The 24,146-nt window shown below is 66.8% G+C and carries 26 protein-coding genes; 8 read left to right on the top strand and 18 right to left on the bottom strand.

Annotated elements, in window-relative coordinates; translation table 11 throughout:
• Positions 1–27: 27 nt before the first annotated feature.
• Genes KIT25_23205 through KIT25_23165 form a run of 9 tightly spaced genes read right to left on the bottom strand, consistent with a single transcriptional unit; the run spans position 28 to position 8,626 of the window.
• The gene (locus tag KIT25_23205; protein UYN94889.1) at positions 28–786 is read right to left on the bottom strand and encodes a methyltransferase domain-containing protein; all 759 of its coding nucleotides are present in this window, start codon (positions 784–786) and stop codon (positions 28–30) included.
• Positions 786–1,460, bottom strand: coding sequence for a lactate utilization protein (locus tag KIT25_23200; GenBank protein UYN94888.1), 675 nt, complete (start codon positions 1,458–1,460; stop codon positions 786–788). Before KIT25_23200 ends, KIT25_23205 begins: the two co-directional genes overlap by 1 nt.
• Positions 1,457–2,890 (bottom strand): iron-sulfur cluster-binding protein, encoded by a 1,434-nt coding sequence (locus KIT25_23195; GenBank protein UYN94887.1) that lies wholly within the window; start codon positions 2,888–2,890, stop codon positions 1,457–1,459. The genes KIT25_23200 and KIT25_23195 overlap by 4 nt, the downstream gene beginning before the upstream one ends.
• Positions 2,890–3,687, bottom strand: coding sequence for a (Fe-S)-binding protein (locus KIT25_23190; GenBank protein ID UYN94886.1), 798 nt, complete (start codon positions 3,685–3,687; stop codon positions 2,890–2,892). Before KIT25_23190 ends, KIT25_23195 begins: the two co-directional genes overlap by 1 nt.
• A 47-nt stretch (positions 3,688–3,734) precedes the next feature.
• Positions 3,735–4,838 (bottom strand): MltA domain-containing protein, encoded by a 1,104-nt coding sequence (locus KIT25_23185; GenBank protein ID UYN94885.1) that lies wholly within the window; start codon positions 4,836–4,838, stop codon positions 3,735–3,737.
• Between the two features lie 16 nt (positions 4,839–4,854).
• Complete coding sequence (locus KIT25_23180) at positions 4,855–5,610, bottom strand: Tim44 domain-containing protein (GenBank protein ID UYN94884.1); 756 nt, start codon at positions 5,608–5,610, stop codon at positions 4,855–4,857.
• A gap of 51 nt (positions 5,611–5,661) precedes the next feature.
• A complete protein-coding gene (locus KIT25_23175; protein ID UYN94883.1) occupies positions 5,662–7,017 on the bottom strand; it encodes an adenylate/guanylate cyclase domain-containing protein in 1,356 nt (451 codons plus the stop codon).
• A complete protein-coding gene (locus KIT25_23170) occupies positions 7,014–7,844 on the bottom strand; it encodes a class I SAM-dependent methyltransferase (GenBank protein UYN94882.1) in 831 nt (276 codons plus the stop codon). The genes KIT25_23175 and KIT25_23170 overlap by 4 nt, the downstream gene beginning before the upstream one ends.
• 2 nt (positions 7,845–7,846) lie before the next feature.
• Positions 7,847–8,626, bottom strand: coding sequence for an MBL fold metallo-hydrolase (locus KIT25_23165; GenBank protein UYN98039.1), 780 nt, complete (start codon positions 8,624–8,626; stop codon positions 7,847–7,849).
• Between the two features lie 311 nt (positions 8,627–8,937).
• On the opposite strand from KIT25_23165, the gene hspQ reads away from it, so the two are divergent.
• Positions 8,938–9,261 carry a heat shock protein HspQ gene (gene hspQ, locus KIT25_23160; GenBank protein UYN98038.1) on the top strand — a complete coding sequence of 108 codons (324 nt, stop codon included), beginning with the start codon at positions 8,938–8,940 and terminating at the stop codon, positions 9,259–9,261.
• A 349-nt stretch (positions 9,262–9,610) separates the two neighbouring features.
• A complete protein-coding gene (locus KIT25_23155; protein UYN94881.1) occupies positions 9,611–10,267 on the top strand; it encodes a GntR family transcriptional regulator in 657 nt (218 codons plus the stop codon).
• Between the two features lie 12 nt (positions 10,268–10,279).
• On the opposite strand, the gene KIT25_23150 is transcribed toward KIT25_23155, so the two are convergent.
• The 5 genes from KIT25_23150 to KIT25_23130 all read right to left on the bottom strand — a co-directional run bounded on the left by KIT25_23150 (position 10,280) and on the right by KIT25_23130 (position 13,979).
• Positions 10,280–11,092 carry a transporter substrate-binding domain-containing protein gene (locus KIT25_23150; protein UYN94880.1) on the bottom strand — a complete coding sequence of 271 codons (813 nt, stop codon included), beginning with the start codon at positions 11,090–11,092 and terminating at the stop codon, positions 10,280–10,282.
• A complete protein-coding gene (locus KIT25_23145; GenBank protein ID UYN94879.1) occupies positions 11,089–12,240 on the bottom strand; it encodes a coproporphyrinogen III oxidase in 1,152 nt (383 codons plus the stop codon). Before KIT25_23145 ends, KIT25_23150 begins: the two co-directional genes overlap by 4 nt.
• The gene (rdgB, locus tag KIT25_23140) at positions 12,237–12,851 is read right to left on the bottom strand and encodes an RdgB/HAM1 family non-canonical purine NTP pyrophosphatase (protein ID UYN94878.1); all 615 of its coding nucleotides are present in this window, start codon (positions 12,849–12,851) and stop codon (positions 12,237–12,239) included. Before rdgB ends, KIT25_23145 begins: the two co-directional genes overlap by 4 nt.
• A complete protein-coding gene (rph, locus tag KIT25_23135) occupies positions 12,851–13,573 on the bottom strand; it encodes a ribonuclease PH (protein UYN94877.1) in 723 nt (240 codons plus the stop codon). The genes rdgB and rph overlap by 1 nt, the downstream gene beginning before the upstream one ends.
• A gap of 76 nt (positions 13,574–13,649) precedes the next feature.
• On the bottom strand, positions 13,650–13,979 hold the full coding sequence (locus KIT25_23130; GenBank protein ID UYN94876.1) for a hypothetical protein: 330 nt from the start codon (positions 13,977–13,979) through the stop codon (positions 13,650–13,652).
• 83 nt (positions 13,980–14,062) lie between these two features.
• Between KIT25_23130 and hrcA the strand changes: the two genes are divergently transcribed.
• Entirely contained in the window at positions 14,063–15,166 is a 1,104-nt protein-coding gene (hrcA, locus tag KIT25_23125; protein UYN94875.1) for a heat-inducible transcriptional repressor HrcA, read from the top strand.
• A 9-nt stretch (positions 15,167–15,175) separates the two neighbouring features.
• On the opposite strand, the gene KIT25_23120 is transcribed toward hrcA, so the two are convergent.
• Complete coding sequence (locus KIT25_23120) at positions 15,176–15,787, bottom strand: L,D-transpeptidase family protein (protein ID UYN94874.1); 612 nt, start codon at positions 15,785–15,787, stop codon at positions 15,176–15,178.
• 53 nt (positions 15,788–15,840) lie between these two features.
• Here KIT25_23120 and KIT25_23115 point away from each other — a divergent pair, with 53 nt between their 5' ends.
• The 3 genes from KIT25_23115 to KIT25_23105 all read left to right on the top strand — a co-directional run bounded on the left by KIT25_23115 (position 15,841) and on the right by KIT25_23105 (position 17,686).
• On the top strand, positions 15,841–16,542 hold the full coding sequence (locus KIT25_23115) for a fumarylacetoacetate hydrolase family protein (GenBank protein UYN94873.1): 702 nt from the start codon (positions 15,841–15,843) through the stop codon (positions 16,540–16,542).
• 64 nt (positions 16,543–16,606) lie between these two features.
• The gene (locus KIT25_23110) at positions 16,607–17,428 is read left to right on the top strand and encodes an endonuclease/exonuclease/phosphatase family protein (GenBank protein UYN94872.1); all 822 of its coding nucleotides are present in this window, start codon (positions 16,607–16,609) and stop codon (positions 17,426–17,428) included.
• Between the two features lie 12 nt (positions 17,429–17,440).
• Entirely contained in the window at positions 17,441–17,686 is a 246-nt protein-coding gene (locus KIT25_23105) for a GlsB/YeaQ/YmgE family stress response membrane protein (GenBank protein ID UYN94871.1), read from the top strand.
• Here KIT25_23105 and KIT25_23100 read toward each other — a convergent pair.
• From KIT25_23100 to KIT25_23090, 3 genes are read right to left on the bottom strand one after another with little or no spacing between them, the layout of a single operon-like run.
• Positions 17,683–18,216, bottom strand: a complete 534-nt coding sequence (locus KIT25_23100; protein UYN94870.1) for a hypothetical protein — start codon at positions 18,214–18,216, stop codon at positions 17,683–17,685. The genes KIT25_23105 and KIT25_23100 overlap by 4 nt on opposite strands.
• A 9-nt stretch (positions 18,217–18,225) precedes the next feature.
• The gene (locus tag KIT25_23095; protein UYN94869.1) at positions 18,226–18,675 is read right to left on the bottom strand and encodes a cyclic nucleotide-binding domain-containing protein; all 450 of its coding nucleotides are present in this window, start codon (positions 18,673–18,675) and stop codon (positions 18,226–18,228) included.
• 18 nt (positions 18,676–18,693) lie between these two features.
• Entirely contained in the window at positions 18,694–21,396 is a 2,703-nt protein-coding gene (locus tag KIT25_23090) for an ATP-binding cassette domain-containing protein (protein UYN94868.1), read from the bottom strand.
• Positions 21,397–21,566: 170 nt separating this feature from the next.
• Between KIT25_23090 and KIT25_23085 the strand changes: the two genes are divergently transcribed.
• Together KIT25_23085 and KIT25_23080 are read left to right on the top strand one after the other, a co-directional pair.
• Positions 21,567–22,799 (top strand): hypothetical protein, encoded by a 1,233-nt coding sequence (locus KIT25_23085; GenBank protein UYN94867.1) that lies wholly within the window; start codon positions 21,567–21,569, stop codon positions 22,797–22,799.
• 31 nt (positions 22,800–22,830) lie between these two features.
• Positions 22,831–24,138, top strand: coding sequence for a glycosyltransferase family 4 protein (locus tag KIT25_23080; GenBank protein UYN94866.1), 1,308 nt, complete (start codon positions 22,831–22,833; stop codon positions 24,136–24,138).
• The last annotated feature ends 8 nt before the right edge of the window (positions 24,139–24,146 follow it).

Genomic DNA, 24,146 nt, shown 5'->3' with positions numbered 1-24,146 from the left:
TGGCCCCGACTTTCGTCGACACTCGGCTCAGGTGCGCCGCCCCACCAGGTTGACGAACAAGGTCGGCAGGTAGGTCCGCGATACGGGGAGTCGCTCCGTTGCTTGGCGCGCGAGCACCGCACGATTGTCCTCGTGGTCCAGCACGAGTTGGAAGAGACCCTGCTCGACGGCACCGGCGAGGCTATCGAGCTCCGGCCGGCCCTCGCGCTCGACGCGATAGGCGACGTCCATGCCGACGTCGCCGCCGCTGTAGAACGACGACAGGATTTCCAGGCGAGCGAACAGCAACATCAGCCCGCGGATCGAGAAGCGCCAATAGTCATCGGGTGTGGCATGAAAGGCCTGCGACCAGGGTGTCGAGACATAGGCCAGCCCGCCGGCGCGCAGCATCCCCTCGATATTGTGTGCAGCCCGGCGGGGATCGGGTGTGTGCTCGAGCACGTGGCAGCAGATGATCAGGTCGAAGCGCGCCCTACCGACGCGGTTGCGCAGAACGGGGAGCGGGGAGCAAATGTCGCCGACCGTGTCGACGTTCGACCCCTCCAGCAGATCGATGCCGACGAAAGTGGCCTTGTCTCCGAATCGCCGGCCGATCAGGCCGCGCCAGTTCGGCTCGTTCCGATCCGACAGCGACGGCCGCGACCCGACCTGCAGCACGCTCGGTGGCCGCCTGCCGCAGTGCCGCGCCAGCCGTTCGAGCAACCCCTCGATCTCGTGCGTGACGCTGGTGCCGACAATGCTCAGTCCACCCCTGCCGCCGCCAGGGGAGGTGTTGCCGGCCGCCATCAGTCGCTCACCACCAGGATGTGCATGCGGCGCGGGCCGTGCGCGCCCAGCTCGATCGTCTGCTCGATGTCGCCGGTGCGCGACGGACCGGTGATGGTGTTCACCGTACGCGGCATCGTGTTCTTGCCGTAGCGCTCGCGCAGCCGAGCCCACACTTCCTCGTATCCACCGACGATATCCTCTGATCGCAGCACGACGACGTGGGTATCCGGCAGCAGATTCAGCGTGACGGGGTGCTCGGGCCCCGATGTCGTCACCAGCGTGCCCGTTTCGGCGATGGCGGCGAAAGCACCGGTGATCGACACGTGATCGGTCGCCTCGGCCCTGCCGCGCCGCAGGACGAGCAGCTTCTCGCGGCCCCAGTCGTAGGACTCGAGCTGAGGCGATGCCGCCATGCGCGCCTCTGCGGGCAGATTGTTCCGCGCGAGATAGGCCGCCACTTCACCTGGGACCTGTGCGGCGGGAACACGCGCGACCGTGGCATTGTTGGCTTCCGCCCACTGGCAGAACAGATCGACCTTGCGGCTCTGGGGTAGCCGTGCTCGCGCGATCTCGGGGCCTCGCGGCGGCGCCGCCAATCTCTCCTCGACGAGGCGACGCGCTGCGTCACCCAATTCCCCCCGCCGCAGGGAGCGTCGGATGGCACCCAGAATCTCACCCCGCGCTTCGCTCATGGCCTCGTACGCGCCCCGCCTTGCCGCGCCCATCGGGCATGGAACGTGCCGCCGGGCTCGGGTGCCGGAAAATCGCGAAAGCGCGTCCAGCCACCAGCCAGCGGAAGCGAGCGATAGCGCCCCTCCGCCCGGCCGAACAGAGCGAGCAGGCGGTTCGCGAACCCTGTCATCCAGCGATAGAGCCTTGGGCGTTGCGCGAGCCAGGCCCATGCCGCGAGGCCGCGGCGGACGCCCCGCGGCGTCAGGTGCCGCTCGAACTCCCGCTCGCGCCAGTGGCGCATGAGCTTCGGCAGGGGAATGCGCACCGGGCAGACGCTCTCGCAGCGGCCGCAAAACGTCGAGGCGTTGGGCAGGTTGGCGGCTTCCTCGACGCCCAGCAGCTGAGGCGTCAGGACGGCGCCGATCGGTCCCGGATAGACCCAGCCGTAGGCATGGCCGCCGATCGCGCCATACACCGGGCAATGATTCATGCAAGCGCCGCAGCGGATGCACCGCAGCATGTCCTGCATCTCGGTCCCGAGCACGGAAGACCGCCCGTTGTCGAGAAGCACCACGTGATACTGCTCCGGCCCGTCGGGATCTTCCGGACGGCGCGGGCCGGTGTTCAGCGTGGTGTAGGCCGAGGACTCCTGGCCCGTGGCGGACCGCGCCAACACGCGCAGCAGCACGGCCGCGTCCTCGAGCGTGGGGATCACCTTCTCGATACTGGCCAACACGATGTGCATGCGCGGCAGCGTGTTGGAGAGATCGGCATTGCCCTCGTTCGTCACCAGCATCGACGAGCCGGTCTCGGCCACCAGAAAATTGGCGCCGGTCAGGCCGACATCGGCATCGAGAAATTTCTGCCGCAGGACGTAGCGCGCTTCCGCGACGAGATCGTTGCGCTCGGTCAGCCTCTTGGTGAAACCCAACGCCCGGTGATGCTCGAGAAACGTATCCGCCACCTGGTCCTTGGTCAGATGCACTGCCGGCGCGATGATGTGGCTCGGCGGTTCGTTCCTGAGCTGAATGATGTACTCGCCGAGGTCGGTCTCGATCGGGGAAACTCCCATGGCCTCGAGGTGCTCGTTCAGCGCGATTTCCTCGGCCACCATGGACTTGGACTTCGCCACGGTGCGCGCGCCCACGCTTCGGCATAGTTCTCCGATGATCCGCCGTGCGTCGGCCGCCGTCGGCGCCCAATGAACGTGGCCGCCGAGCGCCAGCACTTTGCGCTCGAACTCCTCGAGATAGAAATCGAGATGGGCGAGGGTGTGATTCTTGATGTCGCGCGCCCGATCCCGTAGCTGCTCGAATTCCGGCAGTCTCTCCGCGGCCTGCCGCCGCCGCTCCGAGAACCCGACCTTGAGCTTGGCCAGCGAGTCCTGAAGGTTCGGGTCGGCGAGTGCCGCGCTGGCATTGGCGGCAAAGGCATGGGCGCTCGGCTGCATCAGCGGGTTGTCCCGGGCGGCTCGCCAATCGCCGGCTGATCGTCCATGCCGGCGAGAATCTCGGCCACGTGTCGAACCTTCACCGCGCTGCCCTCACGCTGCAGCTTGCCCGCCATGTTCATCAGGCAGCCGAGGTCGCCCGCCAGCAACGTGCCGGCGCCCGATGCGGCGATGTCGGTCGCCTTCTCCCGCACCATCGCATCCGAGATGTCGGGATACTTCACGCAGAACGTGCCACCGAAGCCGCAGCACACCTCGGGTGCGCGCATTTCCGAAAGGGTCAATCCGTCGATGTGGCGCAAGAGCTCGCGGGGCTGCTCCTTGACGCCGAGTTCCCGCAGGCCCGAGCACGAATCGTGATAGGTCACGGTGCCGGCGTGGCGTGCCGAAACCGTCCGCACGCCGAGGACGTCGACCAGGAACGACGTCAATTCATGGCTGCGCGACGCGAGAGATTCGGCGCGCGCCCGCATCGACGGATCGTCTTCGAAAAGGCCCGGATAGTGGTGAATGAGCATGCCGCCGCAGGAACCCGATGGCGCCACGACGGCCTCGTAGCCGTCGAATGCGTCGATCACCTGGGCGGCGATCGTGCGGGCCGTCCTGCGATCGCCGGAGTTGTAGGCCGGCTGACCGCAACAAACCTGAACCGGCGGAACCTCGACGATGCAGCCGGCATCCTCGAGCAACTTGATGGCGGCAAAGCCGACCGATGGTCGAAACATGTCGACCAGGCAAGTCACGAACAGGGCGACGCGTCTTGGCGCGGAGACGGAGCTGGGCACGCCAGCGACCATGGCAGCGCCTAAACGGACGCGCAACGGGTGCGTGCCCCGGCGCCGCGCTAACCCTTGTTTGGAATGAGCACGATGGCCCGGCCGCCGCCGACCATGCGGCCTGCCCAATCCGCCGCCCTGGCTCCCGCGCCGAAGAACACGTCGCCGCGCGCCGCTCCCTTGATGGCGGCGCCACTGTCCTGCGCGACCATCAGTCGGCGATAGCTCTCCGTCGCACCGGGCTTGCGGTAAACGGGCCGGGTGGTGTCGATCCAGATCGGCGTGCCGAAGGGCGTGAAGGCGGGATCGACCGCGAGACTGCGTTGCGGGGTGAGGGTCACGCCCTGGGCGCCGACCGGACCCCGGCTCCTGGCGTCCTTGAAAAAGATATAGCGCTCGTTGCGACGCATGACCTCACGGCCTTGCCTCGGATTGCGCTTCAGCCAATCGCGGATGGCAGGCCACGTGACATCCTCGCGCTTCATCACACCCATTTCGACGAGGACGTTGCCGATCGCCGTGTAGGGACGGTTGTTCGACCCGTCGAAGGCAAGATTGAGCGTGCCTCCCTCGGCCAACTGGACGCGGCCGTTGCCCTGGACCTGGGCCTCGAACAGCGCGACCGGGTCCTGAACCCACGCCACCTCGAGGCCCTTGCCCTTGAGGATGCCGTGGTCGATCTCCGCCCGCGAGTGATAGGGATGATCGCCGAGATCGGGCGGGCGACGGTAGACCGGGACCGTGAAAATGCGCGAAGGGGCGCGGCTGCCGCGCAGCTCGGGCTCGAAATAGCCCGTGAACTTCGCCGGCAATTGCACGACGAGCGGCCGGAAATTCTCCTCGAAGAACTTGCGGGCGCCTGGATTGTCGCCCGGCTTCACCAGGCCCGAGGCATCGCAGATCCGCTTCCATTCGGAGGGCTCTATCGTCTTCTCGCCGCCGTCGGTCACGATCCGGACCTCGCGCCCGGAAGTCAGCCTGGGGCAGGAGACGCGAAACGTCGCGAGTGCCTCGGCATGCCTGTCCTCCGCCCACCCGGGAATTTCATTGAACGAGATGGGCGCCATCGGCGCCTTCTTCTGAGGCGGCGCGCCGGGATCGGATGCGCAGGCACCAAGGAGGCCTGCGGCGACGATAAAGGCTGCGCCGCCGGCCGGCACGGTCCAGCGCATTTCCCGGAAACCTCCCTCAGTCTTCGCTTTCGGTCTTGATCAGCTGCCAGTTCGGGTCACTGGACTTGGTGTCGCGGCGGAAGGTCCAGAGATCGATGACCTTCTGCACTTCGTTTGGATTGCCGTCGGCGACCTGTCCCTCGGCGTCACGCAGCACGTTGATCTGCTCGGTGACGAAACGCACCGTTACCTCGGCCTGGGTGCCGACCATGCCCGCCGCCGCGATATCGGACGCCTCGAAGCCGATCAACGTGCATTCCATCTTCTCGTGGCGCTCCTCGCGGCCGCGGATGGCGGCCTCGAAGCTGGCGAGCGTCGGTGGATCGAGCAGGGGCCGCAGCGAGGCCACGTCGCCGCGGGCGAACGCCTCGACGATGGTCGTGAACGCAGCGCGTGCGCCGCCGGCAAAGTCGAAGGGATCGAAAGACGGGTCGGCTGCCTGAACGGCGGCGACGCCGGCTGTCGCCCCGGGCATCACCGTTGCGCGGATTCCACCCGGCGTGTTTGTCGAGGAGCGCGGCGGCGGGTTGGCCGTCGGCAGGGGAACGACGTTGTCGTTCCCGGACTGAGCGTCTCCCAGTTGCGGCGGCGCCGGCGGCGGCGTTGGCGGCGAAAAGGGATCGCGCGCCGGCGGCCGCTCGTTGCCCGTGCGCTTTCCCAAGACCGAGCGCAGCCGCAATATCAAGAAGATAGCGACCAGCGCGATCAGGATGATGTCGTAATTGTTGCCCACGTCGTCGTTGCCTACGTTGGCCTCACCTTCAAAGTACATAGGCCCCGATTGGGGAAAGGGCAAGGCAGCCAGAGGGGCCCCGAGCGATTCCTAGCTTGCCAGAACGACGATATCGACCGGAGTGCCGACACCTCCTATCTGTCGTCCCTTGCGGTGCTCATGGACCCCAGCAGGAGTGTATCCTTGGGCTTGGGCGGTCGCGTAGGTCGCGGCGTCCGTGATTGCGCGCGTCGCTTCCTCCTTGTTGTGTTTCTCCAGTTTGGCGGCGAAATTCACGGCATCGCCGATGACGGTGAATTCCAGCCGATCGCCGTCGCCAACGGCGCCGAAGATGATCCGTCCCGAGGCGACCGCGAGACCGATCTCGAGCGGACGCTCGCCGGCCGCGACCCGTTCCGTCCGCCAGCGCGCGGCGGCGTCGAGGATGGCATCGGCCGCGCGCAGGGCATCGGCGGTTGCCGTCGCCGAGGGTGCGACCGCCCCGAAGGATGCGAGAATTCCGTCGCCGAGGAACTTGTCGATACTGCCGCCATTGGCGACGATGAGCGGGCAGAGGCGACCCTGATAGTCCTGCAGCAGCTTCATGACGTTGCTGGGGGAAAGCTCCGTGGACAGCCGGGTGAAACCGCGCAAATCCACGCTCATGATAGTGGCATCGCGCAACTCGCCTTCGCCGGCCTTCACAGCCATCGCCGCCGTGCGGATTCGCGCCGCCACGTTCGGGTCGAAGAAGCGGGAGAGATCGCGCGCCGCAGCGCCCTCGCTCACTGCCCGCACCAGCAGTCTGCGGGCGCGGGCGATGGCGACGGCAAGGACCGCCGTCGTCAGCAGGATGGCGATGATCTTGTCGACCTCGGCGCCGACCAGCAGCGCGTTCGAAGTCATGTACTCGACAAAGTTGTGCGTACGGTTGGAGGGGCCGCCGCGGCCGGAGTCGACATAGTGGACCAGCCATGCCCATCCGATGGCGGCCGCGACACCTGTGAAGACGATGTAACGGGCCTCGAAGCGCAACGCACGCAGGGCGATGAACAGGAACACATAGAGAAGGGTCGGTACCTTCAAGTAGAAGGCGGCCGGCTGAGCGTACTTGTAGTGGAAGGAATAGATCAGCCCCATCAACAGGGCGATGTCGGCGATCACCGACAGATAGAGCATCCACGGCTTGAGGCGCCGCCTGTGGGCAAGGACCAGGCGCACGACGCAGAACAGGCCATAGATCAGCAGCACCTCGAGCTCGAGCGAATAGTCGGCCTGGACCAGTCCCTCGGCCATGCTGGAGCCCTGGTAGACGACGCCGACCAGGATCGTGATGGAGAGCTGAATCCAGCCAATCAGGATCTCGCTTTGCTCCTGCTGGCGGCGGATCGCCTCGCGCACACGCTCGGGCAGAATCTCCGGCCCGCTGCCGCCGAACAGCCAGTCTTGGAATCCGCGCAGCGTCATCGCTTCTCGAGCCACAGGCTCGTGGCAAGCGAGTCGGGGACCGCAGGCAAGCGCGCCACCACCGATTGCTTCAGGCGCTCGCCGAGCTGCCGCTCGGCCCACACGCTCGAGAACAGCGGCGCATACGCGCCGGTTGCCAACAGCGGCAGGACGCCCTGCTGCTCGTTGTAGTTCCGCCAGGCCCAGAAGCGCGGATAGTCGAACGGCAGGAAAATGTCGTGAATGTGAATAAGGGCGCCCGACGGCAATCGTGGCAGCACCCGGTTCAGCAGCACGTCGACATCGCTGCCGGGCATCAGGATATGACTCGAATCGATGAACAGAAGATCGCCGCCGGAGAGGCGATCGAAGAGGTCGGCGGGCGCCGCCTGCAGGGTCGAGGGAACGACGCGGACGCCGGGCAGGCCGGCGATGTCGGCGCGCGGCGCCGGATCGATCGCCAGAATCTCGCCGACACCCGCGAGCGCGCGCGCCAGCAGGCGCGTCGAATGGCCCGATCCGACCTCGATGATGCTGCGCGGCTTTCGCTCGCGCACCAGCGTGTAGGCGACCGCTGCATCGAGTGAGGGGAACCAAGCTTGCTCGAGGAGACCGTTCATTGATTCGAGCGCCTTGGCGTGGCCGTCGACCAGATCGAGCAACGCCCGGAAATCCGCGTCGTGCTTCTCGAAGAGACTCGAGATCGCCGGATAGGGCGGCTGGCTGCCGGGCGGTGGCAGCAACGGCGCATAGCGGTGTGGTATGAACCAGCCTCGCGGCCGCAGTCCGAGGACGGTCGGGAGCCCGAGCATCAGGCGCCGCCAGCGCCCCCGCAGCTTGCGCAGCATTCTCACGGCGCGAGCGTCAAGCCCTCGTGCGCCACGACGACCCTCGGCAGGCCGCTGGCCACGGTTCCGGGGCGCAGGCTGGCCGCCTGGCGCGCGACGTCGTCCATGAAAGCGTCGTCGTGGCTGGGATCGTGATGGAAGATTGCGAGGGTGCCGACGCCGGCCGCGTCGGCGACCCGCACACCTTCCTGCCAGGTCGAGTGGCCCCATTCGCGGTAACGCGGATACTCTTCGTCGGTATAGCTGCTGTCGTAGATCATCACGTCGGCACCGCGGCACAGCTCGACGATCGTCTTGTCGCGTTCTCCGGGGCGATGCTCGGTGTCGGTGATGTAGCAGATCGACTTGCCGCCGAAATCGACACGATACCCGGTGGCACCGTTGGGATGATTGAGCGGCGCCGTGCGCAGTCCGACCTCGCCGCAGGCCAGTGTATCGCCGGCACGGAACTCATTGAAGCCGACCTCGGCGCGGAAGACCTCGAGACTCACGGGATAAAGCGGCGCCTGCATCAATTTCGTCACCACATTCTTCAGCGTATGTGGCGCTTCGAGGTGGCCGGCCCACAGCCGCACCGAATTGGACTCCTCGAACAGTGGCGCAAAGAAAGTGAGGCCTGTGATGTGATCGAGGTGGGTATGGGTAAAATAGATGTCGATGTCGAGATTCGCGCTCCGTGCGAGTTCCAGCCCGAGCGCCCGGATTCCCGTACCGGCGTCGAAGATCAGCCGCCGCCCCGCCGCTGTCACCTCCAGGCAGGACGTATTGCCCCCATAGCGCATGTACTCGGCGCCGGCGCAGGAGATCGAGCCGCGCACGCCCCAGAACCGGACTTTCAAACCATCAGCCAACGGCGCGTTCCCCAGATGGCCCCGCGGACGGCAGAGTCCACGGGAGGGTGGCCTCCGTCAACCGACCGTAACGGCTCGCAGGCTTGGCCGCGATCTTGCGTGGCCTGGCCTGGTCACACATTCTTGCAGTGTCCCGTGCTGCCGCCGTGTCGACTTGCGTTGCCTGCCGCCCCGTTCGGGGTAATACTTTTGCCATGGAAATCGTCAACCAGACGGCCCGATCTGCGTTCGCCTCGCCGCCCATGCGGAAGGCCAAATTTGCCATCGGTCAGGTGGTGAAGCATCGCATCTATCCCTTTCGAGGCGTGATCTTCGACGTCGACCCGGTGTTTTCCAACACCGAGGAATGGCTGGCGTCGATTCCGGAGGAAGTCCGGCCGCGCCGCGACCAGCCCTTCTATCATCTGCTCGCCGAGAACGCGCAGACCACTTACGTCGCCTACGTCTCCGAACAGAACCTGCTGCCGGACGAGACCGGCAAGCCGGTGTCGCATCCGCAAGTGCCGCACTTTTTCAAGGAACTGAAGCGCGGCCAGTACGTATCGCGCGATCGGGCGATGCACTAGCCCGCGAGGGCGTCGGCGATCCGATCGACCGAAGTGGTCCAGCCGATCATCGCACCCTGAGCGCCGATCGTGTGGCGCGCCGCCCGCATGGGCGCCGGAAAGTGGCTCTCCGGTGCATCCTCGGCGAGCAGGCCCTTGAAGCCGCGTCCGTCGGCTTCGCGCCTCAGCGTCTGGACGCAGGCTTACGTCGTCACGCTGGCGAAGACCTCATGCGCGATGCTTGTCGTTTCTCAACGTCGCCCCTGAATCCCCCGGTGTCTCGAAGAAGCGAGAAGTTGGCGCATACTTCCTCGGGCACCGGTGGTTCCAATTGAAGGTTTGGCACCTGAATTGTATGCAATAGGTCGGGATGCAATCGGACAACCCAACGCTTGCCGAACGACTCGCTGCGGCGATCGCGGACGGCATCCTCAACGGCTCGCTCAAGCCGGGGGTGCGACTGGACGAAGTCGGGCTGGCACAGCAGCACGGCGTCTCCCGGACGCCCGTGCGCGAGGCGTTGCGCCAGCTCACGAGGAGCGGGCTGATCGACATGCGCCCCCGCAAAGGGGCGGTGGTTTCAAAGGCCACGCCGGAGCAGGTCGAGAGTCTTTTCGTGGCGATGGCGGAGATGGAGGCGACGTGCGCACGACTCGCCGCCATGAGCATGACGCCGATCGAGCGGCGGCGGCTCCTGGCGCGGCACGAGGCCATGGCGGCCCTGGCCGCTGCGGGCGACACCGAGGCCTATTCCGACGCCAACGTCGCTTTCCATTCGGCGATCTATGCCGGCGCCCACAATGCACCGCTGGCCGAGTTCGCCCTCGGATTGCGTCGGCGCGTCGGACCGTTCCGTCGCGCCCAGTTCCGCGTGACAGGGCGGCTGCTGCGGTCGAGCCAGGAGCACGACGCCGTCGTGCGCGCCATCGTGTCGGGCGACGCGTCCGCCGCCCACACCGCGATGCTCCATCACGTCAGTTTGGTGGAGGACGCTTTCGAAGCCTTCACCGCGATCAGTACCGCCTGAGGCCAAGTCAGCTCAGTTCAGCGGGAACGGAAAATACTTCTCGTTCAGCTTCTTCAAGGTCCCGTCGCCGGTCATGTCGCCGAGCGCCTTGTTGAGGGCCTCGCGCAACTTGACGTCCTCGCGCCGAAGCCCGGCCGAGACGCCGACGCCGAGCGTCTGGTTGTCCTTTATGTCCTGGCCGATCAGGGCGCAGCAGGCGGCGTCCGGCGTCTGCGTCCACGTCCAGAGCTCGACCTTGTCGCCGAACACCGCATCGATCTCGTCCGCGGCGAGGGCCCGCAGCGCATCGGCAACGCTCGGGAAACGCCTGATCTGGGCGGAGCGACGAAAGCTCTTGTCGACCCAGTCGGCATGCATGGAGTCGCGCTGCACGCCGATCTTGCGGCCACGCAGCAGCGACGGCGGACCGTCGAACGGCGCCCCCTTGTGCGCGACGAAGGCGCCGGGCGAAAGATAGTAGCGGCGCGTCAGGCCGAGCCGCTTGCGCCGCTCCGGCGTCACCTCGAGCGACGACATGATGACGTCGAACTTCTTGTCGAGCAGGCCCGGCACCAGATCGTCCCAAGGATAGACGACGAACTCGCACTCGGCCTTGATGCGCTGACAGGCCTCTTGCGCGACTTCCATCTCGAACCCGGCCGGCAGGCCTTTGCGATCCAGATAGTTGAACGGCGGATACGCGGCTTCGGTCGCGACGGTGATGCGGAACGCTGGCGGCGGAAACGCCGACCTGGGCGGACTGGGAGCGGGCGCCGGCTTTTTCTGCTGGGCCTCGGCGACCCCGCACAGGGCAAGCAGCAGCACCAGGACTGCGGCACGCCTCATGTCACCAGCCGCTCCACCAACGCGTTGAGGCGCTGACGCCCCGCCGACGTGGCCCGCAGATGCGAGCCATCGATTTCGATGAATCCGGCCTTCACGAGCGGGGCGAGCCTGGGCTCGCCGACGGCTTCGACGGGGTCGCAACCGGTAACGGCGACGAAGGCGGCCCGCTCGATGCCGTCGCTTAGTCGCAGGCCCATCATCAACGCCTCCTCCACCATGGCCCGGCCCGACACCGGCGCCGTTTCGACGGTGCCGTGTCCGGCGCTCTCGACAGCGGCCAGCCAGGCTTCCGGGCCGCTGAGGCGCCGCGTCGCCGACTTGCCGGAGGCAACGGCGAAGCGGCCGTGGGCGCCGGGACCGATGCCCACGTAGTCCTGGTACCGCCAGTAGATCAGATTGTGGCGGCACGCCGCGCCTGGCCGCGCGTGGTTGGAGATCTCGTAGGCAGGCAATCCAGCCGCCTCCATCAACTCCTGTGTCAGCTCGAACATGCCGGCAGCTTCGTCTTCCTGCGGCAAGGCGAAGCCCCCCCGCGCATGCTCTGCGAAGAAACGCGTGCCGCGCTCGATCGTCAACTGGTAGAGCGACAGGTGCTCGCCGGCCTGGGCCAGCGCGCGCTGGAGTTCGTCCCGCCACGCCGCCACGGACTGCCCCGGTCGCGCATAGATCAGATCGAACGAGAAGCGGCGGAAATGTTCTTGTGCGGCGGTCAATGCCGCCAGAGCTTCCCCGACGGAATGTTCGCGGCCGAGAAAGCGCAATGCCTCGGGGTCGAGAGCCTGGATGCCCAACGAGACCCGGTTGACGCCCGCCTCGGCCAGTCGGGCGAAGCGGCCTCGCTCGACCGATGTGGGGTTCGCCTCCAGTGTGATCTCGAGATCGGGTGCGATCTCCCACAGCGCCCGCACACGCTCGATCAGGGCGGCCACCGTATCGGGTTCCATGAGCGACGGCGTCCCGCCGCCGAAGAAGATGGACTCGACCCGTCGCTCCGGCGCCTCGCGCGCGGCGTGCTCCAGTTCGAGCAGCAGTGCTTGGCGCCAACGGCCCTGGTCGACGTTTTCGCGGACATGGGAATTGAAGTCGCAATAGGGGCACTTCGACTTGCAGAACGGCCAATGAAAGTAGACGCCGAGCGGCGCGGTCATCGGAAACAGGCCTCGACCAGCATCCGAAAGGCGCGGCCGCGGTGGCTGATCGCGTTCTTCTCGGCATCGCTCATCTCGGCCGTCGTGCGCCTCTCGCCGCGAGGCTGAAAGCAGGGATCGTAACCATGGCCGCCCGATCCGCGCGGCGGCCAGACGATACGCCCGTCGAGCGTGCCGTGCGCCAGCTCCACGTGCCCGTCGGGCCAGGCCAGGGCCAGGACGCACTGGAACGTCGCTGCGCGCGCGTCGTCGGTATCCGGCACGTTGCGCTGGCGCAGCTCGTCCTGGATGCGTCGCATACCCACCATGGCGTCGCGCGACGGGCCCTCCCAATCAGCCGTATAGAGGCCCGGTTGGCCATCGAGTGCGGCGACGCCTAATCCGGAATCGTCGGCCAGCGCGGGCAGCCCCGAAGCGCGGGTCGCCGCGAGCGCCTTCACTGTGGCATTCTCTTCGAAGGTCGCGCCTGTCTCGGCGGGCGCGGGAAGACCGAGGTCGGCCGCTGAAACGATCTCGACGCCGTACGGCGCAAGCATGGTTCGGATCTCGTCCGCCTTGCCGCGATTGTGGGTGGCGACGACGAGCCTGGAGCCGACGAAGCGGCGCGTCATCAGCCCGTCTTGCCGATCGCCTGACGCTGCAGTCGCGTCAGCTCGGCGACGCCCTTCTTGGCGAGTTCCATGAGTTCGACGAACTGCGGCTCGGAGAACGGCTCCTGCTCGGCCGTACCCTGGACCTCGACGATGCCGCCGCTTCCCGTCAGCACGAAATTGGCGTCGGCATGGGCCGTCGAGTCCTCCGCATAGTCGAGGTCGAGAACGGGCGTGCCCTGCCACAGGCCGCACGATACCGCGGCGACCTGACCGGTGATCGGGTTGGCCGAAATCTTGCCGTCCTTGATCAGGCGCTCGAAGGCGAAATGCAGGGCCACCCAGGCGCCGGTGATGCTGGCCGTGCGGGTGCCGCCGTCGGCCTGCAGTACGTCACAGTCGATGTTGATCTGACGCTCGCCCATGGCGGGCAGGCTCACCACGGCACGCATGGAGCGGCCGATCAGTCGCTGGATCTCCTGGGTGCGCCCCGACTGCTTGCCACGCGAGGCTTCCCGGTCGGTGCGTGTATGGGTGGAGCGCGGCAGCATTCCGTACTCGGCAGTGACCCAGCCGCGGCTCGTATTGCGCATCCAGGGCGGTACTTTCTCGTCCACGGAAGCCGTGCACAGGACGTGGGTCTCGCCAAATCGCACCAGGCAGGACCCCTCTGCATAGCGGGAGAATCCCGGGTCGAGCGAGATCGGGCGAAGCTGGTCTGGGGCGCGGCCGGACGGGCGCATGTCTTGTCTCCTGGGCGGATGGGATTGGGCTTATGACCAATCGCCGGCCCCGCCACAAGGCGGCTTTGCACCGGCCTCAGGCCATGCTGGACATCCAGCCGCGGCGTCGGAAGCCGATCCGGATGATCGAGATCATGGCCATGCCCTGGACGAGGATCACGCCGGGTACGAGCACCAGCAAGACAAGAAACTGCGTCTTGGCGGCGATGAACGACGTGACGGCGACGATCGACAGGAACGCCGCGCCGTAGGCGACGTTCAGGAGCAGCGCATACCAGACGCTGCCGAAGCCGATCCACCAGACGTAAGCCGCGCCGAACAGGCCGGCCCACAGGTACGACCAGCCGCGGATGGTGATGCTTTTTTCCGTCCTGGGATGCTCGAAGCGATATCCTCGAAGGAACACGATGGCGGATTATTATCACGAAGCGGTCGTCGGGCGCGAGCGACCGCGTTGACCCAGATGCCTGCACTACCTACATTTTTCGCATGGCCATTCATCGTCTAGGGTTGCCGGGAGGTGTGCTGGCCGAGGCCCCCTCGGGACAGCGGCAGACTGCCTCGGTGACGGAACTGAGCAATCGCGCGCGCGACGTGCTGCGCCACGTCGTCGAGAGTTACGTGGAGACCGGCGAGCCGGTCGGATCGCGCGCCCTGACGCGCAAGATCGCCGAGGTGCTTTCGCCGGCGACGATCCGCAACATCATGGCCGATCTGCAGGATCTCGGCCTGCTTTACTCGCCCCACACCTCGGCGGGCCGTCTGCCCACCGAGGCCGGCTTGCGCCTGTTCGTGAACGGTCTGCTCGAGGTCGGCAACGTCACGGAAGAGGAGCGCGAGAGCATCGAGGCGCGTTGCGCCGCTGTCGGGCGCAGCATGAACGAGGCGCTGGAACAGGCCACGACACTCCTGTCGGGCCTGTCGCGCTGCGCGGGCGTCGTCATGGCGCCCAAGAGCGAACAGCCGCTGAAGCACATTGAATTCGTCCATCTCGGGCCCGGCCGCGCCCTTGTCGTCACCGTCACTCAGAACGGGCATGTCGAGAACCGGCTGATCGACGTTCCTTTGGGAATGCCCGCGTCGGTGCTGGTCGAAGCCACCAACTATTTGAACTCGCGTCTGATCGGCCGCACGTTCGACGATGCGCGGCGGCTGATCCTGGAAGACCTCAAGCTCAAGCGCGCCGAACTGAACGATCTCACCGCCAGGGTGATCGAATCGGGCATGGCAACGTGGGCCGGGGAGCCCGGCAGCGCCCTGATCGTGCGCGGCCAGGCGCGCCTGCTCGAGGACATCACCGCGATCGAGGATCTGGAGCGGGTGCGCATCCTGTTCGACGCGCTCGAACGCGGCGAGAGCTTTGCGCGGCTGCTCGAACTTGCCAACGCCGGCGAGGGTGTCCAGATCTTCATCGGGGCCGACAATCCGCTGTTCGCCAACACGGGCTGCTCGATGGTCGTCGCCCCGTTTCGCGATTCGCAGGAACGCATTCTCGGCGCGATCGGCGTGATCGGCCCGACGCGCCTCAACTACGCGCGGATCATTCCCCTGGTGGACTATACCGCACGCACGATCGGCAGGATGGTCGGCTGAGCCGGCCCTCTACCAGTCGCGCTCGTCGAAATCCTCGAACTGCTTCATGTCTTCGTCGCGATCGGCGGACGACGGCTTGGTCTCCACCGCCGACAATGACAGCAGGCGCAACCTGGTTCGACGGTCGATCAGCGTCACCAGTTCCAGCAGGTCGTCGCGCGCGAAGGCGACGCAGCCGCGCGTCGGACTCATATCGTCGCGCGCGATGTGGAGGAAGATCGCGCTGCCCCATTCGCCCTCGGGCGGATCGTCGTTGTAGCCGACCACGACGAGCAGATCGTAGAGCCCGTCCTCGCGCCACATCCTCTCGTGGCTCCAGTCGTTGGGGACGCGGACGAGGCGGTTGTAGGCCGGCGCGCGCGGATCGTCGCACCAGCCGTCATGTTTGCTGATCGGCCGCGCCGGCAGGGCGACCTTGGGCAGCACCAGCCGATCGTTGCGGAAATAGATTCGGCGCAGCGGAAACTCGCCGACCGGGGTGGCGCCGTCGCCCTCGACCTTGTCCTCGCGCAGGCCGCCGGCGCCCACGACGCAGCGCCAGCGATGCCCGCCAAGACTTGCCCAGGCGAGCGCCGAGTCGGCGGAATCGGCCTGCACGATCAGAACGTTCGGGTCGGACATTGCCTGAAACTCCAGTGCCCTTCATAAAGGCACGCCTTCGAGGGAGTAAAGAGATGGCCTACGTCGTCACGCCGCCCGCCACGGTCGGCGTTCCGGTCCACGGCAGCAGGGATCTGTTCCCCGTCCGGCGCATCTTCTGCGTCGGCCGCAACTATGCCGCCCATGCCCGCGAGATGGGCCACGATCCCGATCGCGAGCCGCCCTTTTTCTTCACCAAGCCGGCCGACGCCGTCGTCGTCTGCGCCGATCCCGGAAACCCCACGAAGGTCGCCTACCCGTCGGCGACCAAGAACCTGCATCACGAGATGGAGCTGGTCGTCGCAATGAAGTCCGGCGGCCGCGACATTCCGGTCGAGAAGGCGCTCGAGCATGTCTACGGCTACGGCGTCGGTCTCGACATGACGCGGCGCGACCTGCAGAACCAAGCCAAGGACATGGGGCGGCCGTGGGACATGGGCAAGGGCTTCGATCAGTCCGCGCCGATCGGCGAGATCTATCCCGTGGCCCTGGTCGGACACCCCACGAAGGGCACGATTCAGCTCGACGTGAACGGCAAGACCCGGCAGAAGTCCGACCTCGACGCCATGATCTGGAACGTGCCGGAAACGATTTCCTATCTCTCCGGCCTCGTCGCGCTCGCCGCCGGCGACCTGATCTACACGGGCACGCCCGACGGCGTCGCCGCGGTGGTCAAGGGCGACACGCTCGCGGGCTTCGTCGACGGCTGCGGTACGGTGACCTGCACGCTGGTCTGACGACAGGCGCCGCGCCCGCCGAAACCCCGCCGCCGCGGACGAAATCGTCTATAGTTGCCGGCGCATGAGTCTCGCCGTCGCCACGTGGAACATCAACTCGGTGCGTCTGCGCATTGCCAACGTCGAACGCTATCTGAGGATGCGGAAGCCCGACGTGCTCTGCCTGCAGGAAACCAAGTGCCCCGACGAGTTCTTTCCCCACATGGCGTTCGAGGCGCTGGGCTACAGGCACCGGCTGGTCCAGGGCATGAAGTCCTACAACGGTCTCGCCATCCTCTCGAAGGTGCCGTTCAGCGCCCGGAACATCCATCACCGGTGCGGCAAGGAGGATTGCCGGCACATCGAGGTCGCGCTCGCCGTCGGGTCGGACCCGATCCTGCTCGACAATCTCTACATCCCGGCCGGCGGCGACATTGCCGACCCCGTCCAGAACGCCAAGTTCGCTCACAAGCTCGATTTCTATCGGGAGATGGCGGAGTGGTTCGCGGCCCGGCGACCGGCGGCGCGCGCCCGCAGGGGGCGCCGCCGCATCGCCGTCGGCGACCTCAACGTCGCGCCGCTCGAGCACGACGTGTGGAGCCACAAGCAGCTGCTCAAGGTCGTCTCGCATACGCCGGTCGAGGTCGAGCTGTTCGGCCGCCTGATGGCGGCGCTCGACTGGATCGACGTGCCGCGTCGTTTCGTACCGGCGAGCCAAAAGCTCTATTCCTGGTGGAGCTATCGCAACACCGACTGGCGCAAGTCCGACCGCGGGCGGCGCCTCGACCACATCCTCGCCTCGCCGGCGCTGTCGGGTGCCATTCGCAGCCATCGCATCGACAAGGATCTGCGCGATTGGGACTTGGCGTCGGACCACGTGCCGGTGATGGCGACCTTCGACGTCTGACGGGAGAGCCGCATGGAAATTCTCGGCATGATCGCGATCGGATTGCTGGTCGGCCTGGTGGCGCGCCTGGTCACGCCCGGCCCCAATCCGCGCGGCATCATCGTCACCATCGCCGTTGGCATCGTCGGATCGGTGTTGGCGACCTATGGCGGGCAAGCGCTCGGCCTGTACAGGGCCGGCGAGGCCGCCGGTTTCATCGGTTCGGTGGTCGGCGCGGTGGTGTTGCTGGTGCTCGTCCGGCTGTTCGGACGGGGTTAAGCCTGCCGCATCCGCGTCGGCGGCTCGGTGACGCGCGTCGGCCAGCCGGCGCGGTAGAGGAAATAGCGGTCGCGGGCCACGCCCGGAGGATCGGCCAGACGGGACCAGCGTGAGACGGCGAGGGGCTGGTTGGCGACGACGAAGCCCTGAGGGCGGACCAGCAGGTCGAGCGCGGGGCCGAGCCATCCCGCCATCGCCATGTTGGCCTCGTGATCGCCGGTGCCGAGATCGGTGTGGACCAGCGCCGCCGTTGCGCCGAGCCGCTGAGCCGCCGCCGGAATGGTCTCCTGCGCTTCGCCGAGGAACAGCCGGTCGGCCGGCGGGATGCAGTCGGGATGGGCGGCGACCTTGCGCTCGAAGACATAGATGTCGCGCCGGGGGAACAGTTCGCGCAGATGATCGTAGGTGCGTCCGTTGCCCAGCCCGACGTCGACGATCGGACCGGGCATCCGGTCGACATGCGGCTTGAGGAAATTCAGGCAGTCGCGCTGCGCCTGCATGCGCGCGATGAAGCTGTCGAGGCGACTCATGCGATGCGATCAGTGCGCCCGCGTCGCCGCCCGCAGCTTCTGGTTGGTGTCTTCGACGCGATGGGCCAGTTCGCGCATCATCTCGATGGCCATGGCGGGAAACTCCGTCACCAGGCGATAGAACATGTCCTTGGAAATTTTCAGCGTGCTCAGCGACTCGTTGGCCTTGATCGTGGCGTTGCGCGGCGCATCGCACAGGATGGCGGTTTCGCCGAAGAAGGCGTTCTTCTTGAGCTGGGCGACCAGCAGCTGGCCGGCCGGCGTGTCGATCAGCACGTCGGCGATGCCGCCCAGGATGACATACATGGCGTCGCCGGGTTCGCCCTGGTGGCAGACCTCCTGGCCGGCGCCGAAATTGAGACGCTCGCCGGTGAAGGCCAGCAGCTTGAGCCGCGCCGGCTCGATCTTGGAGAAGATCGGAACGCCCTTCAGGATCTCGACTTCCTCGTTGAGGTTCATCGCGCCCTCCACTGTCCCTTAGGCTGATGCCATGAGTTCGGCATAGAGTCCGCCTTTTGCCGCCAGCTCCTGCGGCGATCCTTGGGCAACCACGCGGCCACCCTGCATTACGACCACCCGCTGGAACGGTTCCGACTGGGCCGGCCGGTTGGCGATCCAGACCACGCCGCGCCCGCCGGCGGCAGCGAGAATATTGTCGCGGATGCGATCCTGCGTGCGGCCGTCGAACACCGCCACCGCTTCGTTGACGACGAGCAGGTCGGGCTGCTTGAGCAGGGCGCGCGCGATACCGAGCTTCTGGCGCTGGGTCGCCGGCAGGCGCTTGCCGGCGACGCCGACATTGTAGTCGAGACCGACATCGATCACGGCGTCGCGCAAGGCGAGCTCGTTGAGCACTTCGGCGATCAAGGTACCGACACGAGTGTCGGCTTGCGCCTGGCCATAGACCACACGGCCGAAGAGGATATTGTCCTGAAGGGTGGCGGCGCTGTTGTACTTCTCGAAATCGTAGAACTCGACGGCGCCGCGCAGCGCCTGCGGCAGGCCGGCGGCGAAGGTCCGGCGGGCTGCCAGTAGCCGCTCTTCCATGGCCGAATCGATCAGGCCGAGGCGATGGCGGGCCTCGATGTAGCGCAGCGGCAGGGTCATCAGTCGCGCGCGGTCGCCTTCCGGCACGGCCTCGGCGCCCTTGCCGCCCAGACGCTGCAGGAGCAGCCGGACGTTGGGCAGTTCCTCGGCCGAGATGAAGCTGTACTGCTCGAACAGCGGATTGTCGGGCGACAGGCCGGAGAACAGTTCGACCATGGTTTCCGCGATGCTCAGGCCCATGCGCAGCAGGTCCTGGTCGAGGCCGTTCTCGCGCAGCACCGATTGCATGTAGGGCGCCGCGGCGAGGTTGTCGCCGTCGAGACCGGCGCCGACCGGCGTGCCGAACAGCAGGTTCTCGGCCACCGACAGGTTCTTGTTGTAGCGATCGGCGTTGAACGGTTCGATCAGCCCGGCATAGGCCGGATCCTGCAACCGCTCGTGCAGTTCGCGGCGGGCCTCGAGGATCTTCTCCGCGAGGTCGGGCCGTTTGGCGGCGTCGATCGCGCCGCGCAGGCCGAGGCCGTAGATGTCTTCGTCGAGCTCGACCTGCTTGAGCGCGCGCGCGATGCACGGCAGCAGGTCGACCGGCCCGCTCGCGCCGGCCAGCTCGTAGTCGACCCAGTCGGCATTGGGATCGAGCGCGGGATTGCCGGCCCGCGCCGCTTCCTGCCAGAACTTCTCGCGCACCGCGCGCGTGGCCTCGTCGTAGGTGGCGGGGCGCACCGGCCGGTGCTTGAGGCCGAACAGCAGGTTGTCCCGCACCGACAGCGGGAACAGATAGGTCTCCTGCCCGATATAGGCCAGACGGGCGCCGAGCAGATACTCGGGCAGCTGGAAGAAGTCCTGGCCGTCGACCTTGATCGACCCTCCGGTCGGCATGGTCAGGCGCGCGATCACGTGGCCCAGCACGTCCTTGCCGGAGCCGGCCGAGCCGATCACCGCCAACGTCCCCGAGGTCGGCAGGTTGAGCGTGACGCTGTCGAGCAGCTTGATACGGCCGTCCTCCGAAACGGTGACGCCGGTCAGCGCCATCTCCTTGCCGATGTGCGGGGTGGGGCCGTCCGGCAGCGCCTGCAGCTCCGGCGGCATCATGCCCTCGGGCTGAAACTGGTCGATGACCTGCTCGTACTTGATCTGAACGTCCTGGCGCTGCTGGTCCCAGTCGATCAGTTCCTTGATCGGCGACGGCAGGTCCTTGTAGGCCAACAACACACCCACCACGGCGCCGACATCCATATGCCCCGTGATCGCGAAATAGCCGCCCAGCAGGTAGATCGAGAACGGCGTGAACTGCGACAGGAAGTTGTTCCAGAACTTGGCGATGAACTTCTTGTTGTAGAGCTCGAAGCGGATCCGGAAGATGTGGCCGAGCCGCTCCGAGATGTCGGCCCGCTCGTAGTTCGCCGCGCCGTGAACGTGGATCTCGTTGACGCCATCGGCCGTCTCGGCGATGCGGCCGGCGAGCAGGCGGGCCGAGATCTGGCGTTGGCGGCCGAGCGCCAGCACCGGCCGGCGCAGGCGCGGGATGATCGCCATCTGCACCCCGAGCAGCACGATCACAACGATGCCCAGGATCCAGTTCTGCAGCATGATGAAGATGATGGCCGTCAGCGCCTGGCCGCCGAGGAACATCGGCGCCACGTAGGCGTCGCCGATGAAGCCGCCGAGCGGCTCGACCTCGTCCTTGATCATGGTGGCCAGCTCGGCCTGCTTGACCTTGCGGAAGTGCGTCGGCGGGAAGCGCAGGATGCGGTCGTAAAGCTCGTAGCGCAGGCGACGCAGCATGCGCTCGCCCATGCGGCCCTTCTGGGTATTGATGCTGCGGCGGAACTGGCCGTTGACGATCACAGCGCCCAGGAAGACGAAGCTCATGACGACCAGGTAGTGGAGCTGGTCGACCGTGAAGCCGTCGAACAGCCGGCCGCCCCCCAGGAACTGCGGCAGGTCGAACGTCCCCAGCCTGATGGTCGGCGTCTCCTTGAAGGCGTTGCCGGTGATGCCGTTATTGACGATCTTCTTCGGCACCTCGAGCGAGACGAAATAGAAGAGCTGCGACAGCACGACGAGCAGGAGGATGACCAGCTGCTCGGGTTTGCTGTGCCGCCAGATGTAGACGAAGAGCTTGCGTTCCATCGGAATCCGCGGTTCCCCCCGAGCCACCTATATTCGATCAGCCCATTGATTACATTAGATTTTTTGCAATCGGGGCCGGGCTTTCGCGCGGCTTGCCCGTTATGGCATAGTCGGCCGCATTATACCGGTCGGGGCGGGAGCGGCCCTCGGCAAGGGGGAGAGAAGACTTAATGCCCGCGAGCGGCCGGCCTAAACGTGTGCTGCTGTACAGCCATGACTCGTTCGGGCTCGGCCATGTCAGCCGCTGCCGCACCATCGCCAATGCCATCGTCGGCGCCGACAGCTCGATCTCGGTCCTGATCATTTCGGGCTCGCCGGTCATCGGCTCCTACGAATTCCGGTCCGGGATCGATTTCGTGCGCATCCCGGGCGTGGTCAAGCAGCTGAGCGGCGAGTACGACTCGGCCAATCTGCGGGTCGGCGTCGAGCACACCCTGGAGATCCGCACCCGGATCATCCGCGACACCGCCGATATCTACAGGCCCGATCTGTTCATCGTCGACAAGGAGCCGCTCGGCCTGCGTGGCGAGGTCCTGCCGACCCTCGAGCTGCTGAAGTCGCGCGGCACGCCGCTGGTCATGGGCCTGCGCGACGTGATGGACGATCCCGCCGCCCTGGCGGCGGAGTGGCAGCGCAAGCACGTCGTTCCGGCGTTGCGCGACCTCTACGACGAGGTCTGGGTCTATGGCCTGCCGCATCTGTGCAATCCCATGGTGGGCATCGATCTGCCGCCGTCGGTGACCCACAAGACCGTCTACACGGGCTATCTCAGGCGCGACCTGCCGCAGCATGCCGACATCCCGCACGAGCTCGAGGAGAGCGACGCTCCCTTCGTGCTCGTCACCGCCGGCGGCGGCGGCGACGGCGAGGATCTGATCGACTGGGTGCTGCGGGCCTACGAGGCCGATGCGAACATTCCCTATGGCGCCGTCGTCGTGTTCGGCCCGTTCATGTCGGCGGCGGCGCGCGAGGGGTTCAGGGAACGCGCGGCGAGGTTTCCCCACATCCGCACGCTCACCTTCACCAACCATCTCGGCGCGCTGATGGACCGCGCCGTCGGCGTCGTCTCGATGGGCGGCTACAACACGTTCTGCGAGATCCTGTCGTTCGACAAGAAGGCCGTGATCGTGCCGCGCACGCGGCCGCGGCTCGAGCAGTTCATCCGCGCGGAGGCGGCGCGCGATGCCGGCCTCGTCGATATGCTCGATCCCGAGCGCGGCCGCGATCCGCACGTCATGGCGACGGCCTTGCGCCAGCTGCCGCAGCAGGGCCTGCCGAGCGACGCGATCGTGCCTGGGCTGCTCGACGGCCTGCCCAACGTCTGCCGTCTCGTCGGGCGCGCCATCGCCCATCCGCACCGTGGGCCGGCGTCGGTCGAGCGTCCGGTCGCGGCACGGGTCTGAAGCCAACAGTCTCAATAGAGTTCGGTGTTTCATGTCGGATGGAAATGACGCCCGCATCGCCGTGGTGGTGAAGTGCTGGCCACGCCTGTCGGAAACCTTCATCGCCCAGGAGATGGCCGGGCTGGAGGCGCGCGGACTGAAGCTCGTCATCTATTCGCTGCGCCTGCCGACCGATCCCGCGATCCATCCCGTCCATGCGCGGGTCAAGGCACCGATCGTCTACCTGCCGGAATATCTCAAGAACGATCCGCTTCGTGTGCTCAAGGCATGGTGGAAGGCGCGCCGGCTGCCCGGCTATCGCACGGCGCGCGCCCGCTTCCTGAAGGACCTGTGGCGCGACCGCACGCCCAACCGCGTCAGGCGCTTCGGTCAGGGCCTGGTGCTGGCGGCCGAGATGCCTCGCGGCATCGAGCGCATGTATGCCCACTTCATCCATACGCCGGCATCGGCGACACGCTATGCGGCGCTCATGCGCGGCCTGCCGTGGAGCGCTTCGGCGCATGCCAAGGATATCTGGACCAGCCAGGAGTGGGAGCTGCGCGACAAGCTCGCCGACGTCGACTGGCTGATTACCTGCACGCGCTACGGCCTCGGCCGCCTGAACGAGCTGGTTTCCGACCGAGGGCGGCTGCGCCTCGTCTATCACGGCCTCGATCTCGCCAACCTGCCGCCGCCGCCGCCTGTCTCCGGGCCCGGGGCGCGGTCGCGACGCGATGGCTCCGATCCCGCCGATCCTGTGGTGATCCTCTCGGTCGGCCGCCGGGTCGCCAAGAAGGGCTACGACGATCTGCTTCAGGCCCTCGCGCACCTGCCCAAGGACCTGCACTGGCGCTTCGAGCATATCGGCGCCGGCGTGCTGGGCGATTCGTTCGAGGAAATGGCGGCCGGGCTCGGCATCGCCGAGCGTTGCACCTGGCACGGCGCCAGGCCGCAGGCCGAGGTCTTCGCCGCCTACAAGCGCGCCGACATCTTCGTGCTTGCCAGCAAGACGGCCGACGACGGCGATCGCGAGGGCATGCCGAACGTCCTGCAGGAGGCCGGTTACCAGCACATGGCGATCGTCTCCACGCGTTCGGCGGCGATCGGCGAGTTCATCGCCGACAACGACAACGGCCTGCTGGCCGATCCGGCGTCGCCCGGCCAGCTCGCGGTCGCGCTGGAGACGCTCGCCCGCAATCCCGAACTCCGGTTGCGCTTCGGCGCGCGCGCCAACGAGATCGTGCGCACGCGCTTCTCCTACGAAGCCGGCGTCGACTGGATCGCCCGCGCCCTCGGCCAGCCGCGTGCCGCCGAGCTCGCGCCCCAGATCGAGACCCCGGAGGCCCGTGCGGCGGAGTAGCTCCCTCT

The organism is Enhydrobacter sp. (assembly GCA_025808875.1).
In the GTDB taxonomy this organism is placed as follows: Bacteria; Pseudomonadota; Alphaproteobacteria; order Reyranellales; family Reyranellaceae; genus Reyranella.
The sequence above is the reverse complement of the archived record's forward strand: the minus strand, read 5'-3'. Positions and strand labels throughout refer to the sequence as shown.